The sequence below is a fragment of the Nocardiopsis exhalans genome (assembly GCF_024134545.1).
In the GTDB taxonomy this organism is placed as follows: Bacteria; Actinomycetota; Actinomycetes; order Streptosporangiales; family Streptosporangiaceae; genus Nocardiopsis; species Nocardiopsis exhalans.
In genome coordinates, this window is the sequence record NZ_CP099837.1 from 322060 (window position 1) to 336259 (window position 14200).

Genomic DNA, 14200 nt, shown 5'->3' on the forward strand with positions numbered 1-14200 from the left:
CGACGTCGTCAGCCAAGGGGGCGCGTATGTTCTCCCCGCTGGCCGGTCCACCCGCCGCTGGCGCCGGGCGGTCGCCCTGGTGACGGTGGTGGCCGTACCGCTGGCCCGGACCCCGGGGCGCGGATCGAGCGCGCCGCGGAAGGGCTTGTGCGCCTTTCGGTCCCCTACGACGGGGCTCCCGACGGCCCGGCCAACCTCGACCTTGTCCGTGCGATCCGTGCCGAACCCGCCCCGGCCGGGGCGCGGGAGTTCCTGGTCGGTGGGGCGGGTGCCCCGGCCGCGACCCTGGAAGATGTCGAACGCGCCGTGGCGTTGGTGCACGCCCTGACCCACGGCGCGGTGGAACTGGCCCTGGCCGGACACCTGGCCCCGGACAGGGGCGCACCGACCCGGCGGGCCTGGTGGACGGCCCGCCCTCCTACGTGAAAGCCGTCGCCTGAGCGCGGCGGTCAGGCGACGGCGGAGGGCGGCCAGAGGTCAGCGGTCAGGAGTCAGCTGCCGTGCGGCCGGTTGCTGCTGTCGGGCTGCTGGACCTCCTGCAGGGAGGCACGCAGGCGGGCGTCCTCCTCGGCGCGGGCGGCGCGGCGCAGGCGGTGCCAGGAGGTGGCCCAACGGAGGCGTTCGCCCTCGTCGGTGCCGACGCAGGCGGTCACGAAGGCCATCAGGAACACGTAACCGGGGAGCTCGGTCCCCTCAAGGGCGCGCTGGAACTTGGCGGAGCTGACCACGCCGCCGCACTTGTACTCCAGCTCCAGGTACGACCAGTCGCCGGCCCAGGCGAGGTAGCGGCGCATGGTGAGGAGGAACTCCGCAGGGGTGTTCGCGTCCATGGGGTTGGGGCGCTGCTCCGGGCCGGGGCGCGCACTCTCGGTGGGATCGATGGGGAGGGTCATGGGCTCGGAGGGGACGCGGTCCAGCCAACCGGCCCGGTGGAGTGAGCGGTTGGGGCCGGTCGGTTCGAGGACGCCCGGGACACGCACACTGCCTCCTTTTCGGCGGTCGGCGAGACGGCCGGGATCACGGAAAGAATCTCCAGCACCCGTATGGCACGGATGCGGACAAGGGGGTTCTGAGAAGACCGGCCGTCGGATGGGGCGTTGTGGCGGGAACTCCGACTGATCGGTTACAGGGAAATCTACCGGAAGAAGACGACACGCGAAAGCGCGTGGTGTCCGGGTTTGTGGGAGGCGTGCGTCTCTTTCCGACAAGGTAGCTTCGCCACGGGGTGTCCTGTTGGGGACTTTTCTAGGAAAACGGATCAAAGGTGATCTCTGGCCCCGTGGGAAACGTCTGTAATGTCAAGAACATTCTTTTCCCTGTTCACTTGCTTGCCACCGGAAAACGATCTTTCTTTTTCGGTAAATGGCGAGCCCAAAATGAGAGATTAAGAGTGTCCGTAACTAGGGGTCAGGGTTCCCACCACAGGGCGGTGGAGTCGTCCCGGACCTTTGCGCGCGGATACCTCCGACACGACGGGTCCGCCGCCTCCAGCACTCGGACCCGTTCCACCAGGGCGCCCGGTCCCTGCCGCCGGGCCAGGTCGAAGGAGTCCTCCCACGACAGCTCCCCGAAGACCTCCACCGCGCGGCTCGCGCCGTCGGTCATCGCCAGGAACGCGCCCCTGGGAACCGTTCCGACCAGGGCCTCCTCGGCGGCACCGGGGTTGGCGCCCGCCGTCCAGAACCCGCCCGGGACGTTGCGCCAGGAGCGGGCCGGGGTCCCCGGGGCCAACCGGGGCCGCAGGTCGTCCAGCCGCGTGTCCGCGAGCCGCCGGACCTTCCCGCCCTCCTCGGTGAGCAGCACCGAGTCCGACAGCACCAGGTACTCCAGGTGGTCCGCGCCGACCCGGACCGCCACCACCGTCGCCGAAGGAGACTGCTGGTTCCCGAGGTCGCAGGTCCCCTCGTGCGCGGCCGCGACCGAGGTGATCGCGTCCGCCAGCGCCTCGCGCAGGTTCATCCCCGCGTCCGCACCGGCCAGCAACAGCGCCCCCAGCCGACGCGTGTGCCAGGAGACCCCGTGCGAGCAGCCGTTGTCGAGGTCGGCGGGGGCGCTCACCCCGTCGAGCAGGACCGCGCAGGTGGCGGTCGCGGCGGCGAAGTCCTCGTTCGGGTGATCGGGGCGGCCGGGGGAGGTGGCGATGAGGAAGGGCACGAGCCCCCTCCTACCCGCCAGGCACGCGCGAACACGGCTCAGGATGTGGTGCCGCGCACACGAAAGCCCCGTAAAGCCCCTGAACAACAGCAAAGGGCCCACGCACAACGGCGCGGGCCCAGGAAGGGGTTTCGGGTCAGCGCACGACCACGGTGGCGTACACGTCCAGGTGGCCCTGCTCCCACAGCCAGTCCATGGCGGCCAGGCTCACCCGGGCACAGCCCTTGGAGGCGGGCTGGGCCGGGACGCTGGGGTAGCCGTGCACGGCGATACCGCCGTTGAAGTACTTGGGCCGGTACAGCGCCCCGTAGGGTCCCGGGTCCCAGGAGTCGACGTCCCGGAAGACCGCGTACTCGCCCGTGGGCGTGGTGGCGATCCGCTCCGAACCGTCGGAGCCCTCGTAGGGCTGACCGGAACCGGTGGACGTGTGGATCACGCTCTTGACCTCGCCGTCGGTGACGACCAGCAGCAGCTGGCGTTCGAGGTCGATCTCCACCACCGAACCGGACTCCGTGGTGGCGGAGGGGACCGTGCCCGCGCTGAGCGCGGCCCGGGTGTCGGGGCCGACGATCCCGTCCCGGTCGATCCCGGCGGCCTTCTGGAGCGCCAGTACGGCGTGCTCGGTGTGCAGGCCGAAATGGCCGTCCACGCCGTCGATCCAGTAGCCGAGCGCGGACAGCCGCTCCTGGAGCGCGCTCACCTGGGCGCCGGTGTCGCCGGTGCGCAGGTCCGAGGCCACCTCCACCGTGGCGGGGGAGGAGGCGGCCGCCGGGGCGGGAGCGGGTACGGCGTGCGCCGGTGCGGCCAGCAGCGGCGATCCCACCGCCAGGGCGCAGGCCGCCCCGAGGGTGAGGGTGGTCGTTCGGACGGGGTTCCTTGCGAAGGGTGATCGGGGGGAAACCATACGTCCCATTTACCCACAAGTCCGCCGCTGTCCCGGACCCGGGGCCGCCGCCGTCGGAACCGCCGGGTCACCGGCGGTTCCGGGGTTCGGGCTCCTCGGCGACGCTCCGGTCTCCGGCGACGGGCCCACTACCCGAGTTGCCCGGACTACTCGAAGCGGGAGCTGCGCACCGGGCCGGATGTCGCCACCGGCAGGCGCGGGCCCCGGGCCCAGTGGTCCGCGACCGCCTCGGCGAAGGGCACCAGCGCCGCGCCCCGGTCCTCTTCCCCCTCCTCGGGTTCGGCTGCCAGGATCCGCTCGGCCAGTTCCCCCTCCGGGGAGTCGTCCGCTGGGATCCGCTCGACCTCGCTGTCCGGACCCGGCGGCATGCGGAGGGTCTCGCCCCACGGCTCGACGACGTGCTGGTGCAGCACGTCGACCACGTCGGCGCTGACCCCGGGCGGGGAGGTCCAGCAGGAGGCGCGCTCGAACAGGATCTGGCCGGGCGCGCGGGGCACCAGCGCGCGCAGGAGTTCGGGTTCGCTGTCGTTCAGGTCGTAGGCGACCACCAGGGCGTCCGAACGCTCGGGGTCCACCGGGACCACCGGAAGGTCCAGCAGCCGTGCGGCGGCCAGGCCGAGGATCCGGCTGGAGCGGTCCGGCAGCGGCATGACCGCGTCCGGCCGCGTCCCGGCGGCCTCCAGAACCGCGGCCAGGTTCAGCAGACCGTTCCGGCACAGGGCGTACTGGTCGCCGAGGTGGGCGAACCGGCCGTTCATGCCCTCGTCGAAGCCGAACGGGGAGAGGTGCCCGAGGATCGACCCGGTCAGCGTGAACTGCCAGCCGCGCAGGTCCTGGCCGTCCAGGGCGCCCGCCGTACGGGCGGTCCCGGCGCGGTCCACCATCCGGGTGATCCGGTCGTGGGCCAGGTCCCAGCTGTCGTCCCCGGGGGTCGACAAGTGGTCCAGGACCTCCCGTGCGGTGCCCACGTCCCCGGAGCACAGGGCGTTGTAGGCGAGCAGGTAGCCGCCGGGCCAGTCCGGGAGGTCGCCCCGCCAGGCGCGCAGCTCCCGCACCGCGTCGGCGTGCCGTTCCTCGTCCTCCAGGGCCGAGACCAGCTCCCACAGGGCCGGGGCCGCCGCGGGTGCCAGCGCACGGGCGGCCCGCAGCGCCGGGACCGCCAGGTGCGGGGCCCCGGCCTCCAGGCACTCGAACCCGAAGTCGTAGCAGGCCTGGGCGCTGTCGGGCTGCTCCCGCAGGGCTTCGGACACGGTCGCGAGGTCGTCCAGGCCCTGGGCGCGCGCGACCGCGGCGCTGAACTCGGCCAGGTCCCGCACCGGAAGGTCGTCCGCGCTCGCGCGCAGGGACCGCACCGCGGCCGGGGCGTCGCCCGCCTCCAGCGTCTTCCAGGCGCCGGGCAGGTCCGATGTCATGGTGGTGCCTTTCGCTCCGGGGGCGGGTCCCGTTCGGGACCCGCGGTGCTCCGACGCCCCGCGCACCGCCCCGGTTCACGACGGGCGCCACACGGGGCGACAACGGATCCCTACCCGGCCACGGGCGGAGCCCACCGGTCAGCGGTGGTCCGGTCTCCCCTCCAGGGAACGGGACTCCAGGGAACAGGCCACCTGGGCCAGGGCACGGCAGCGGGCGAACTCCACGGGGGTGAACGGCAGCCCCGCGCGGTGGACGGTCAGGGTGCCGCCGCCGGGCGCGGGCAGGAGCATGGTGGTACCGAGGAGTTCCTCCCGGGGCTGGGGCGCGCGTGACCCGTCGGAGACCGCGTGATCCTCGGAGCCCACGGGCGTCGGTGCGCGGCGGACGTCGTGGGCGGCGGCGAGGGCGAGCAGGCAGCGTTCGAGGGTGGTCGAGCCGGTGACCAGCGCGTCCACCATGGTGAGGGTGCGGCTCGTGGTGTCGCTGAGCTCGTGGACATCGGCGGTGCGCACCACGGCGCGGCGGCCTCCGGCGTCCCGCACCGCCCGGCGCAGGTCGGCTTCGCCGACGGTCGGGGGAACGCTCACGAAGAACTCGTCGACGGCGTCGGTGCCGTCCGGGTGGACCTGCATGAGGCGGATGTCGACACCGAGCGCCGCGAACCGGCCGGTGAGGGCGGCCAGCCCGCCGGGGACGTCGGCTACGGTGACGCGCACGCTCCAGAGCCGGTCCTCCACGGGGGAGCCGGGGCGGGGCCGCGCGAGGGCGGCCGCCGCGGGATAGGCGGGTGATTGACGGCGGGTTCGGCGGTGCCTGCGCCAGCGGTGCAGGGCGGAGAACGCGAGGAGCAGGACCCCCAGCACGATCAGGGTCCGGACCCCGCTGTCGCTGTGTCCCAGGGAGACCACCAGCAGGTGCGCCGCTCCGGCGGCGAACAGCAGGGTCCCCATCTCCAGTACCTCGCGCCCGAAGAATCCTTGGTGGTCGTCGGTTCCACGGCTGCCACTGAAAGCGTCCATGCCCTCGAAGGTGCCAAGCCGAGGTTGCGCCCGTTCGTCGTTCTGTGTCCACGCGGTAACGACGGAGAGTGATGCCGCTCACCACTTCGCTCAGGCCTTGTCACCCAGGGTGAATGAGAGGGCCGGGGCAGCCGTAGGTGCCAGAGTCCGGACCTGGCGATCGCCTGCGAGGGCAGCCCTCCGGAGGCCTTCCGGGGACCTTCAGGAGGAGCTCACCACGGGCTCACCGCCACCCCCGCGAACTCGCCCGCTGGCCGCGTGCCGCCCGCCCCGTCGGAGGGCGTGGCCCGGTAGGTCCGCCCCTCCTCGAATCCGTGGCCGGTCAGCCGGATCTCCCCGCCTCGCGTGGGCGGGATCAGCTCGGCCGCGGGCGCGTTTCAGGCCAGATCGATGACGTCGGTGACGTCGATGTCGATCCGCGCGACCCGCAGGCCCAGCCGGTCCGCCACGAAGGCGGCCATGGCGCGTCTGGCCGCCGCGGTGGCGTCGGGGATGACGGTACCGGCCAGCACCCGGGCGGTGGCGGTGACGGCCAGCCCGTCCGGGGTGTGACTGATCCGGCAGCGGCCGACGATCAGCCCTTCCGCCGGGTCCACGCAGGCGCGCAGCATCGCCGAGACGGCGGAGTGGCGGATCCGGGTGTTTCCGGGCGCGCCGCCGGAGTCCGGGTCGGAACCGGACCGAGGACCGGGGGCGGGCAGGCGGAGGGTCTCCCCGGAGCGCCCTTCGGCGCGTACCGTGCGCATCACGTCGTCCAGGAGCCCGGACGGGGCGGTGACCTCGCGGTTCTCGCTCAGGGCCGATCCCAGAGCGGACAGCAGCGGTCGGAACTCCTCCGCGGCGGCCAGGCAGTGCGGGCAGGTCCGCTCGTGCGCCGTGGCGGTGCCCTCCCGGAGGTGGTCCAGGAGTGCGTCGGCGGAGGTGCCGCAGGGCAGCTGTTCGTGGTCGTCGGACGGGTCTACCGCCATGGTTCGAGCGCCTCCACGAGATGGGTACGCGCGCGGTGGATGCGTCCGCGTACGGCGGTCGGGGTCGTGTCGACGATCTCCGCTATCTCCTCATAGCCCAATCCTTCCATTTCCCGAAGTACCCAGCAGATCCGCTGTGGGGGTGGCAACCCGGACAGGGCCTCGCGCAGGGCCTCGTTCAGGTCGGTGGCCAGGGCCCGGTCGGCGGGGCCCGCGCCCCTCTCCCTGAACTCTGCGTCCTCCTCGGCGGGTTCCTCGGGGCGGCGGGCGCGCAGGGCGTTCAGCGCGAGGCGGCCGACGATGCGGTGCAGCCAGGCCGGGAACGTGTGCGGGTCCCGGAGGCCGGGGAGCTTGCGCCAGGCCGTGATGAGGGCCTCCTGCGCGGTGTCCCTGGCCTCGGCGGCGTTGCCGAGGGTACGGAGGGCGATGCGGTAGACGACGTCCTGATGGCGGCGCACGAGGGCCTCGAAGGCGCGGTCGTCGCCGTCCTGCGCCCATTCCACGAGCACGCTCTCCGGTAGTGCTGCGGTGTCCGTATCCGTGTGCATCTGCGGGATCCAGCTTTCCCGGAGCCGGGGTAACTACTTGTCGCCAGAAGTTAACTACATTACGTAGCATTTTCGCGATCATCAAATGTGTTCCAGGTCACACTGGTTTCCGCGTGAGCCAACCCCCCTCTCCCGTGTCCTCCATACGACGGCCCGCACAGAAGGGCCGTCGGCACCGATCCGAACCGACCATCAGGAGCACCCCATGGCAGCCAAGAACCCCGGGACCGCCCGCACCGACATCCACGAGGCCCCCGCCCCTGCCACCCTGGACAACAGCCAGTCCAACGGCGCCGACGCCGGAAGCCGCACCGACATCGCCCGCACCGACCGGACCCCCGACCGCACCGACCGCGCCACGGACAACGGGCGCACCGACATCGCCGACCACGTCGTCGCCAAGATCGCCGGGATGGCCGCCCGCGAGGTCCGCGGCGTTCACCAGATGGGCGGGGGAGCGGCCCGTGCCTTCGACGCCGTCCGGGAGCGCATCCCCGGCTCCACCTCCACCAACACCGCCGCCCGCGGCGTCTCCGTCGAGGTCGGCCAGACCCAGACCGCCATCGACATCAACCTGGTCGTGGAGTACGGCATCTCCATCCCCGACCTCGCCGGGGTCGTGCGCCGCAACGTCACCACCGGGGTGGAGCGCATGACCGGGCTGGAGGTCACCGAGGTCAACGTGACCGTCGACGACATCCACCTGCCCGACGACGACTCCCAGGACACCCCGGCCGAGCCCCGGGTCCGCTAGAGCATCCCTCCCCCACACCAGTAAGGAGCAAGAACGATGTGGTCGATCGTCGGTCTGACCTACGGGTCCGTCCTCGGCCTGGTGGCCTACTTCGGCGGGTTCGGGGCCTTCCTCCTCGTCCTGGTCCTCGGCATCGCCGGGTTCCTTGCCGGGCGCGCCTACGCCGGGGAGACGGACCTGTCCACCCTCTTCACCCGTGAGCACGAGGGCGGGGGTGCGCGGTGGTGAGCGCGACGATCTCCAACCCGGGGGCATCCGACCCGACCGGGTCCGGCATGCCCCCGGGACCGGCGCCGTCCGAAGCCGACGCGCGCTCCGCCCACCGTGTGGCGGTCCGCACCTTCCGGCCGCGCAGGTCCACCGCGGCCGTCGTGGTCAGCACCGTGACCGTGCTGGTCGCGGGGCTGGCCGCGGCCGAACTGATCGCCGTGCTGGTCGGGGCTCCGCTGCGGTTCGTACCGCTGGAACGGGTCTCCGAACCGGCCATCGGCGCCCGATGGGCGGGGCCGGAGATGATCATCGCCTCCGCCACGACCGCCGTCATCGGCCTGTACTTGCTGCTCACCGCGCTCGTTCCGGGCCAGAGCAGCCACATGGTGCTGCGCACCGACGACCGTGACCTGGTCGTGGGCCTGTCCCGGCGGGGGCTGTGCCGGATCGCGGAGAGCGCGGCCCAGGAGGTGGACGGCGTCGCCGGGGCCCGCGCCCGTATCCGCAGCCGCACCGTCCGGGTCATGGTCCGCACCCCGGAGCACACCGCCCCCGGACTGCGGACACGGGTGGAGAGCGGGGTTCGGGAACGCGTCCTCGAGCTCGGCCCGGCCCGCCCGGTGCGCGTGCGCGCCAAGGTCCGGCCGGTGAAGGGAGGTCTCCGGTGAAGCGCTACCCGCACCGCCGCGCCCGCCGCACCGCCCGGGGCAACCGGCAGGGGCTGGCCCTCATGGGAGTGCTGTTGCTGGCGGCGGGGGCGGTCGTGCCCCTGCTGGTGTACGGGCCCTTCCCCCGCTTCGCCGCGGGGAGCGCGGACGAGACCCTCGGGTCGGTCGCCGGGCAGGCCGCTCCGCTGCTGGCCGCCCCCTGGATTCCGTACGCGGTCGCGGCACTGGCGGTGCTGGCGGTCGTGGCGGCGTTGCGCTGGCTGCTCGTGCAGGGGCGCTCGGCACGGGTGTCCTCGCTCCACCTGGCCGAGGGGGACGGGGGCCGCACCGACGTGGTCGCCCGTGCTGCTTGTAAGGCCCTGGCCAGTGAGATCAGCGCCTACCCGGGGGTGCGCCGGGGCCGGGCCCAACTGACCGAGTCCCCGCGCGAACCCTGCCTGCTGCTGGACCTGGTCCTCGCCGAGGACGCCGACCCCGTCGCCGTGTGGCAACGGTGTCGCAACGAGGCGCTTGCCAGACTGCGTCTCTCCCTGGACCTGGACCGGCTCCCGACGGTGCTGCGCATCTCGGTCGCCGGACAGCCGTCCGGCCGCGAACTCGCCTGAACCCGCCGCATACGCGGTCGGGTCCAGGCTGAGCGACGGGGGTGGCGCGGGCCCCGGGTCAAAGGGGAGGACCCGGCAAGGCCCCCACCCCCGTCCGATTCTGCTTGCTCCAACCCGCGGCTACGGCTTTCTCGGCTCCTGGGCTGCTCGGTGTGCCTTGCGGCCGCCGTACACGCAGCGGCGCATCAGCTGGTCGAGCGGGCCCGGGCGGTCGCGGACCGCCAGCCAGGCGGCCAGCGCCAGGCTCACCGACCAGGCCAGCGCCGCCACCAGCAGCGCACCGGCACCGCCCGTCACGGTGCCCAGCCCGACGAGATCCGGGTGGAGCACCACCGCGACCAGTACCGAGTTGAGGATGTAGAAGGTCAGGGAGCGCTGGCCCATGGCCGCGACCGCCCGGGTCAGCGGGCCCCGTGTCTGCTCCAGGCGGGTACCCCACAGGGCGAACAGCGCCGCGTACCCGGCACCGCCGAGGACCCCGCTGAGAACCTGGAGGGCCATGTACAGCCCTTCGGTGAGCGCTCCGGGGGACAGGACGCCCTGCACGGCCAGCGCGATCGGCAGCGCGCTCAGCACGGAGACCGAGATGCCGACGACCGCGACCCCGGTGAGGAACCCCCGGTGCGCCGCCGGGTCGTCCAGCAGACCGGCGCGGCCCGCCCGGTACCCGATGACGACCAGGAACAGCAGCGGGTAGGCGAAGGCGATGAACAGCGGACTGATGGGCAGGCCTACCAGGCGTCCGATCCAGTCCTCCGCGGTGAGGTAACCGGGGAGGGCCCAGTTGTCCTCCGAGCCCTCCGTCGTACCGCTCATGGCCATGCCGACCATCGAGAGCGGCACCGTGATCGCGTAGAACACCGCGAACACCACGGCGGCGCGCACGATCGCCTGGTTCGAGCGCAGCAGCAGCCAGCCGGTGACCAGCGCCGCCAGACCGTATGAAGCGAGGATCTCGCCGGGAAACACGAAGAACGCGTGCACGAAGCCGAACAGCAGCAGGAAGCCGCCACGGCGCCGCAGCAGCCGACGGACCTCCTGCTCCGAAGTGCCCCGCGCCCGCTGCCGGGAGACCATCCAGGCCATGCCGTAGCCGAAGAGGATGGCGAACATCGGGAAGGCTCGGTTGTCCAGGAAGAGTGTGGTGAACAGCGACGCCGCCCGGTCGTGGAACGCCTCCCCCGAGACGTCCGTGCCGAAGCCGACCCCGGCGTACACGCCCGCGTAGGCCATCGCGATGAGCAGCAGCATGACACCGCGTGCCAGATCAGGTGCCAGTTTGCGCGGCGCCCTGGGCGGGAGCCCGCCGGAGCCCCCTGTTGTTGCCGACATGTCGACTCGTCCCCCCTGTCGCTTGGTGCTGTTGGGTTTGGTTCTGCTCCTCGTGCCACGCCTGGCGGTTCTCTCAGTCTTCGCCGGCCGGGTGGTCAGCCGCATCGGCCGACCGGCCAGCCGATCGGCCAGAAGCTGCTCGGCCGATCGGCCGGAAGCCAACCGGAGGTGGGGCGGGCGGGGAGTGGGTAGGCATGGGGTGGGACACGGCGCCCTGCCCGTCGCGCGGTGCCCGGACGAGGGATATCCGAACCCAGGAGGCGGCATGAGCCGGTTCTTCATGAACGAGCGCGAGACCCTGGTCGAACAGGCGCTGGAGGGTCTCGCCGAGGCCCACGGCGGCCTGGTCGACGTGCACACCGACCCCCTGTTCGTCACCCGGCGCGTGCCCGCCGCGGGGAAGGTCGCCCTGATCTCTGGCGGCGGGTCCGGGCACGAACCTCTGCACACCGGCTTCGTCGGCTCCGGCATGCTCGACGCCGCCGTTCCGGGTGAAGTCTTCGCCAGTCCGACCGCGCTCCAGGTGCGGGCCGCCATCCGCGCCGCGGACACCGGCGAGGGCACGGTGACGGTGGTCAAGAACTACACCGGCGACGTCCTGAACTTCTCCATCGCCGCCGAGCTCCTCGCCGAGACCCACCGGGTCGAACAGGTGCTGGTCGACGACGACCTCGCCACCCAACGCGAGGACGACGGCGGTCCCGGCCGCCGGGGGACCGCCGCGGTCGTCGCGGTGGAGAAGATCTGCGGGGCCGCCGCCGAGGCCGGGGTTCCGCTGGCCGACGTGCGTCTGCTCGGCCAGGACGTGGTGGCGCGCTCGGCCACCCTCAGCGTGGCCTTCGAGGCGTGCACCAACCCGATGACCGGCAAACGGTCCTTCGAGCTGAAGCCTGGCCGGATGGAGTTCGGCGTGGGCATCCACGGCGAACGAGGCATCGAGACCCGGCCCGCCCTCGAAGCCGCGGGCCTGGTGGAGAGCCTGGTAGGACCCCTGATCGAGTCCGTGGGAATCAAACGCGGGCACTCGGTCCTGGCCATCGTCAACGGGCTGGGCGCCACCCACGGCCTGGAACTCGGCGTGGCGGCGCGCGAGACCCGCCGGGTCCTCGACGGCCTGGGCGTGAACATCGCCCGCTCGCTCGTCGGGCCGTACGTGACCTCGCTGGACATGAAGGGGCTGTCGATCACGCTCACCGCGCTGACCGACGACCTCGTGAAGTTCTGGGACGCACCGGTGCGGACGCCCGCACTGGTCTGGTGAGCGGAGAAACCACGATGACCGAACCCAACGAACTCACCGGCGAGCAGACGAAGGCATGGCTCCTCGCCTTCGCCGACCGGGTGATCAAGGACGCCGACGAACTCACCGAACTCGACCGCCAGGCGGGTGACGGCGACTTCGGCTGGAACATCAGCTCGGCCCTCAAACGCGCCCGCACCAACCTGGAGGGCGAGAACCCGGCCGAGGTCTTCCAGTCCGTCTCGGACACCTTCCTCGCCTCCGGCGGCACCAGCGGCCCGCTCTTCGGCCTCTGGTTCGGCCGCCTGGGCGCTGGACCTTCCGCGCCCTGGGCGGTGTCCGACCTCGCCAAAGCCTTCGACACCGCCACCGGTGCCGTCCGCCGCCTCGGCAAGGCCGAGGTGGGCCACAAGACCATGGTCGACGCGATGGTCCCCGCCACCGAGGCCCTCGCCGCCACCGAAACCCGCTCCTGGCGCGAGGCTCTCCAGGAAGCCGCCCGAGCCGCCCGCGTCGGCGCTGACTCCACCAGCGGCATGATCGCCCACCGCGGTCGAGCCAGCTACCTGGGCGAGAGAGCCCAGCAGGTCCTCGACCCGGGCGCGCTCTCCATCGCCTGGTTCTTCGACGCGGCGGAGGGGGTCTGAGCCGCGGCGGTCATCTGGGCGGTGCTGAACGAGTGGGGCCCGTGAGGGGGCACCGGACCGGGTGCGGCCGGATCCGGTCGGTAGTCTCCTGCTGCTGGGATCGGACCGAACGAGGGGGCTGGCCGTGGCTGCTGGGAACGACCACAAGGTCATCGTGATCACCGGGGCAGGCGCCGGGATCGGGCGGGAGACCGCGCGGCGGCTGCTCGGGGACGGGCACTCGGTGGTGCTGGCCGGTCGCCGCAGGAAGACCCTGGAGGAGACCGCCGACGGTAGCCCCGGCGCGGTGGTCGTCGAGACGGACGTGACCTCGGCGGAGTCGGTCCGGGCGCTGTTCGGAGCGGTGCGTGAGCGCTTCGGCCGGGTGGACGTGCTGTTCAACAACGCCGGGGTGTTCGGCCCGGCGGCCTCGGTGGACGAGATCGGGGACAGCGCCTGGCGCGAGGTCCTGGACACCAACGTCACCGGCTCGCTGAACTGCGCACGGGAGGCCGCGGCGATGATGAAGGCCCAGTCCCCGCAGGGCGGGCGGATCATCAACAACGGCTCCATCTCCGCGCACGTGCCGCGGCCGTCGAGTGTGGCCTACACGGTGAGCAAGCACGCGATCAACGGCCTGACCGCATCCATGAACCTGGACCTGCGGGGCTACGGGATCGCCTGCACGCAGATCGATGTCGGCAACGCCGCCACCGCGATGACCGCAGGGTTCAGCCAGGCCCGCCAGGCCGACGGTTCGGTGCGTGCGGAACCGAGCATCGACGCCGCGCACGTGGCCGACACGATCGCGCACATCGTGTCCCTACCCCTGGATGTGAACGTCCCGACCGTGACGGTCATGGCCCGGGAGATGCCCTTCGCCGGACGCGGCTGACCGGCGCCGAAGCAGCGGTCAGCGCCGAAGCGGTGGAAGAAGCAGGAGGGGGCAGGGGTAGCAGGGGTGGAGGCGGTGCGAGGAACGGAAGGCAGGTCAGGGGCGGCGGTTTCCGGTTATCCACAGGCTGGAGCACGGCTCTGGAAGGAGCTCTCACGTTCGGCCTGATGTCGATACCGGGGGAGCCTCCACTCCCGCCCGTTTCGTGCTGCCCGCAACCGAGCGCTTTCGCGAACAGGGGGAGCGCGCACCACGGATGGTGGTGGTATCACCACCATGGAAACAGCCGCCCCGGCGCGGGAACCTGGGTTCCATGCACAGAACCGTTGCGAACCCGACCCTTCCGAACCTGACCCTTCCGAATCCGGTGCGTTGGGCCACGATCCTGTGGGCGGTGGCGATCGCGGCGGGGATCACCGAGACCTCCCTCGCTGTCGCCCCCGGACTGGCCGACGGCGGGGCCGTGCCGTGGCTCGCGCTGGTCACGCGCGCGCTGCTCTACACCTTCTCCGCTCTCCTGGTGGCCTGGTTCGCCCGCGGTCACGGCTGGTCCCGGGTCACCCTGGTGGTGCTCATGACCGGTGTGGGACTGGTGAGCGTGCTGGTCTCCATGGGGATCGGGGTGCTGTCGGGGCTGGGGGTGTTCGTCGGACTGGGCTATGAGGGCCACGGGGTCGCCCTGCTCGTGCGAATCGCGCACACCCTGGTCTACGTCGTGGCCGTGGTGGTGGCGACGGTGGCGGCCTTCACACCCACCGCCAACCGGTACTTCCGTTGCTCCCGCGAGGATCGGGTGGCGGCCGCGGGGGCACGCTCCGCCGTGGTCGCAGCTCCTCGTGGCGTCTCCGCGTAATCCCGCGGCGT

Annotated in this window: 17 protein-coding genes; 9 read left to right on the top strand and 8 right to left on the bottom strand. The window is 72.2% G+C overall.

Going from position 1 to position 14200, the window contains the following annotated elements:
- The first annotated feature begins 147 nt into the window (after positions 1-147).
- Positions 148-426: a hypothetical protein gene (locus NE857_RS01475; protein WP_254422179.1), complete on the top strand. Its 279-nt coding sequence runs from the start codon at positions 148-150 to the stop codon at positions 424-426.
- Between the two features lie 65 nt (positions 427-491).
- Here NE857_RS01475 and NE857_RS01480 read toward each other — a convergent pair whose 3' ends face one another.
- The 7 genes from NE857_RS01480 to NE857_RS01510 form a co-directional block, all read right to left on the bottom strand.
- Complete coding sequence (locus tag NE857_RS01480; protein WP_254419436.1) at positions 492-980, bottom strand: hypothetical protein; 489 nt, start codon at positions 978-980, stop codon at positions 492-494.
- 427 nt (positions 981-1407) lie between these two features.
- A complete protein-coding gene (locus NE857_RS01485; RefSeq protein WP_254419437.1) occupies positions 1408-2154 on the bottom strand; it encodes a protein phosphatase 2C domain-containing protein in 747 nt (248 codons plus the stop codon).
- Between the two features lie 136 nt (positions 2155-2290).
- Positions 2291-3058 carry a L,D-transpeptidase family protein gene (locus tag NE857_RS01490; RefSeq protein WP_254419438.1) on the bottom strand — a complete coding sequence of 256 codons (768 nt, stop codon included), beginning with the start codon at positions 3056-3058 and terminating at the stop codon, positions 2291-2293.
- 146 nt (positions 3059-3204) lie between these two features.
- Positions 3205-4470, bottom strand: a complete 1266-nt coding sequence (locus NE857_RS01495; protein WP_254419439.1) for a hypothetical protein — start codon at positions 4468-4470, stop codon at positions 3205-3207.
- 138 nt (positions 4471-4608) lie between these two features.
- Positions 4609-5490: an ACT domain-containing protein gene (locus tag NE857_RS01500; RefSeq protein ID WP_254419440.1), complete on the bottom strand. Its 882-nt coding sequence runs from the start codon at positions 5488-5490 to the stop codon at positions 4609-4611.
- Positions 5491-5867: 377 nt separating this feature from the next.
- Positions 5868-6458, bottom strand: coding sequence for a hypothetical protein (locus NE857_RS01505; protein WP_184366884.1), 591 nt, complete (start codon positions 6456-6458; stop codon positions 5868-5870).
- On the bottom strand, positions 6449-7006 hold the full coding sequence (locus tag NE857_RS01510) for an RNA polymerase sigma factor (RefSeq protein WP_184366883.1): 558 nt from the start codon (positions 7004-7006) through the stop codon (positions 6449-6451). The genes NE857_RS01505 and NE857_RS01510 overlap by 10 nt, the downstream gene beginning before the upstream one ends.
- Positions 7007-7211: 205 nt before the next feature.
- On the opposite strand from NE857_RS01510, the gene NE857_RS01515 reads away from it, so the two are divergent.
- Genes NE857_RS01515 through NE857_RS01530 form a run of 4 tightly spaced genes read left to right on the top strand, consistent with a single transcriptional unit; the run spans position 7212 to position 9243 of the window.
- Complete coding sequence (locus tag NE857_RS01515; RefSeq protein ID WP_254419441.1) at positions 7212-7760, top strand: Asp23/Gls24 family envelope stress response protein; 549 nt, start codon at positions 7212-7214, stop codon at positions 7758-7760.
- A gap of 36 nt (positions 7761-7796) precedes the next feature.
- Complete coding sequence (locus NE857_RS01520; protein ID WP_184366881.1) at positions 7797-7988, top strand: hypothetical protein; 192 nt, start codon at positions 7797-7799, stop codon at positions 7986-7988.
- Positions 7985-8638, top strand: coding sequence for a DUF6286 domain-containing protein (locus tag NE857_RS01525; protein WP_254419442.1), 654 nt, complete (start codon positions 7985-7987; stop codon positions 8636-8638). The genes NE857_RS01520 and NE857_RS01525 overlap by 4 nt, the downstream gene beginning before the upstream one ends.
- Entirely contained in the window at positions 8635-9243 is a 609-nt protein-coding gene (locus NE857_RS01530) for a hypothetical protein (protein WP_184366879.1), read from the top strand. Before NE857_RS01525 ends, NE857_RS01530 begins: the two co-directional genes overlap by 4 nt.
- Before the next feature lie 120 nt (positions 9244-9363).
- On the opposite strand, the gene NE857_RS01535 is transcribed toward NE857_RS01530, so the two are convergent.
- The gene (locus NE857_RS01535) at positions 9364-10575 is read right to left on the bottom strand and encodes a DUF418 domain-containing protein (protein WP_254419443.1); all 1212 of its coding nucleotides are present in this window, start codon (positions 10573-10575) and stop codon (positions 9364-9366) included.
- A gap of 265 nt (positions 10576-10840) precedes the next feature.
- Between NE857_RS01535 and NE857_RS01540 the strand changes: the two genes are divergently transcribed.
- The 4 genes from NE857_RS01540 (at position 10841) to NE857_RS01555 (ending at position 14189) form a co-directional block, all read left to right on the top strand.
- On the top strand, positions 10841-11836 hold the full coding sequence (locus tag NE857_RS01540) for a dihydroxyacetone kinase subunit DhaK (RefSeq protein WP_254419444.1): 996 nt from the start codon (positions 10841-10843) through the stop codon (positions 11834-11836).
- A 14-nt stretch (positions 11837-11850) separates the two neighbouring features.
- A complete protein-coding gene (gene dhaL, locus NE857_RS01545; protein WP_254419445.1) occupies positions 11851-12462 on the top strand; it encodes a dihydroxyacetone kinase subunit DhaL in 612 nt (203 codons plus the stop codon).
- A gap of 124 nt (positions 12463-12586) precedes the next feature.
- Positions 12587-13336, top strand: a complete 750-nt coding sequence (locus NE857_RS01550) for an SDR family oxidoreductase (RefSeq protein WP_254419446.1) — start codon at positions 12587-12589, stop codon at positions 13334-13336.
- Between the two features lie 313 nt (positions 13337-13649).
- Positions 13650-14189, top strand: a complete 540-nt coding sequence (locus NE857_RS01555; RefSeq protein WP_254419447.1) for a hypothetical protein — start codon at positions 13650-13652, stop codon at positions 14187-14189.
- Positions 14190-14200: the final 11 nt, after the last annotated feature.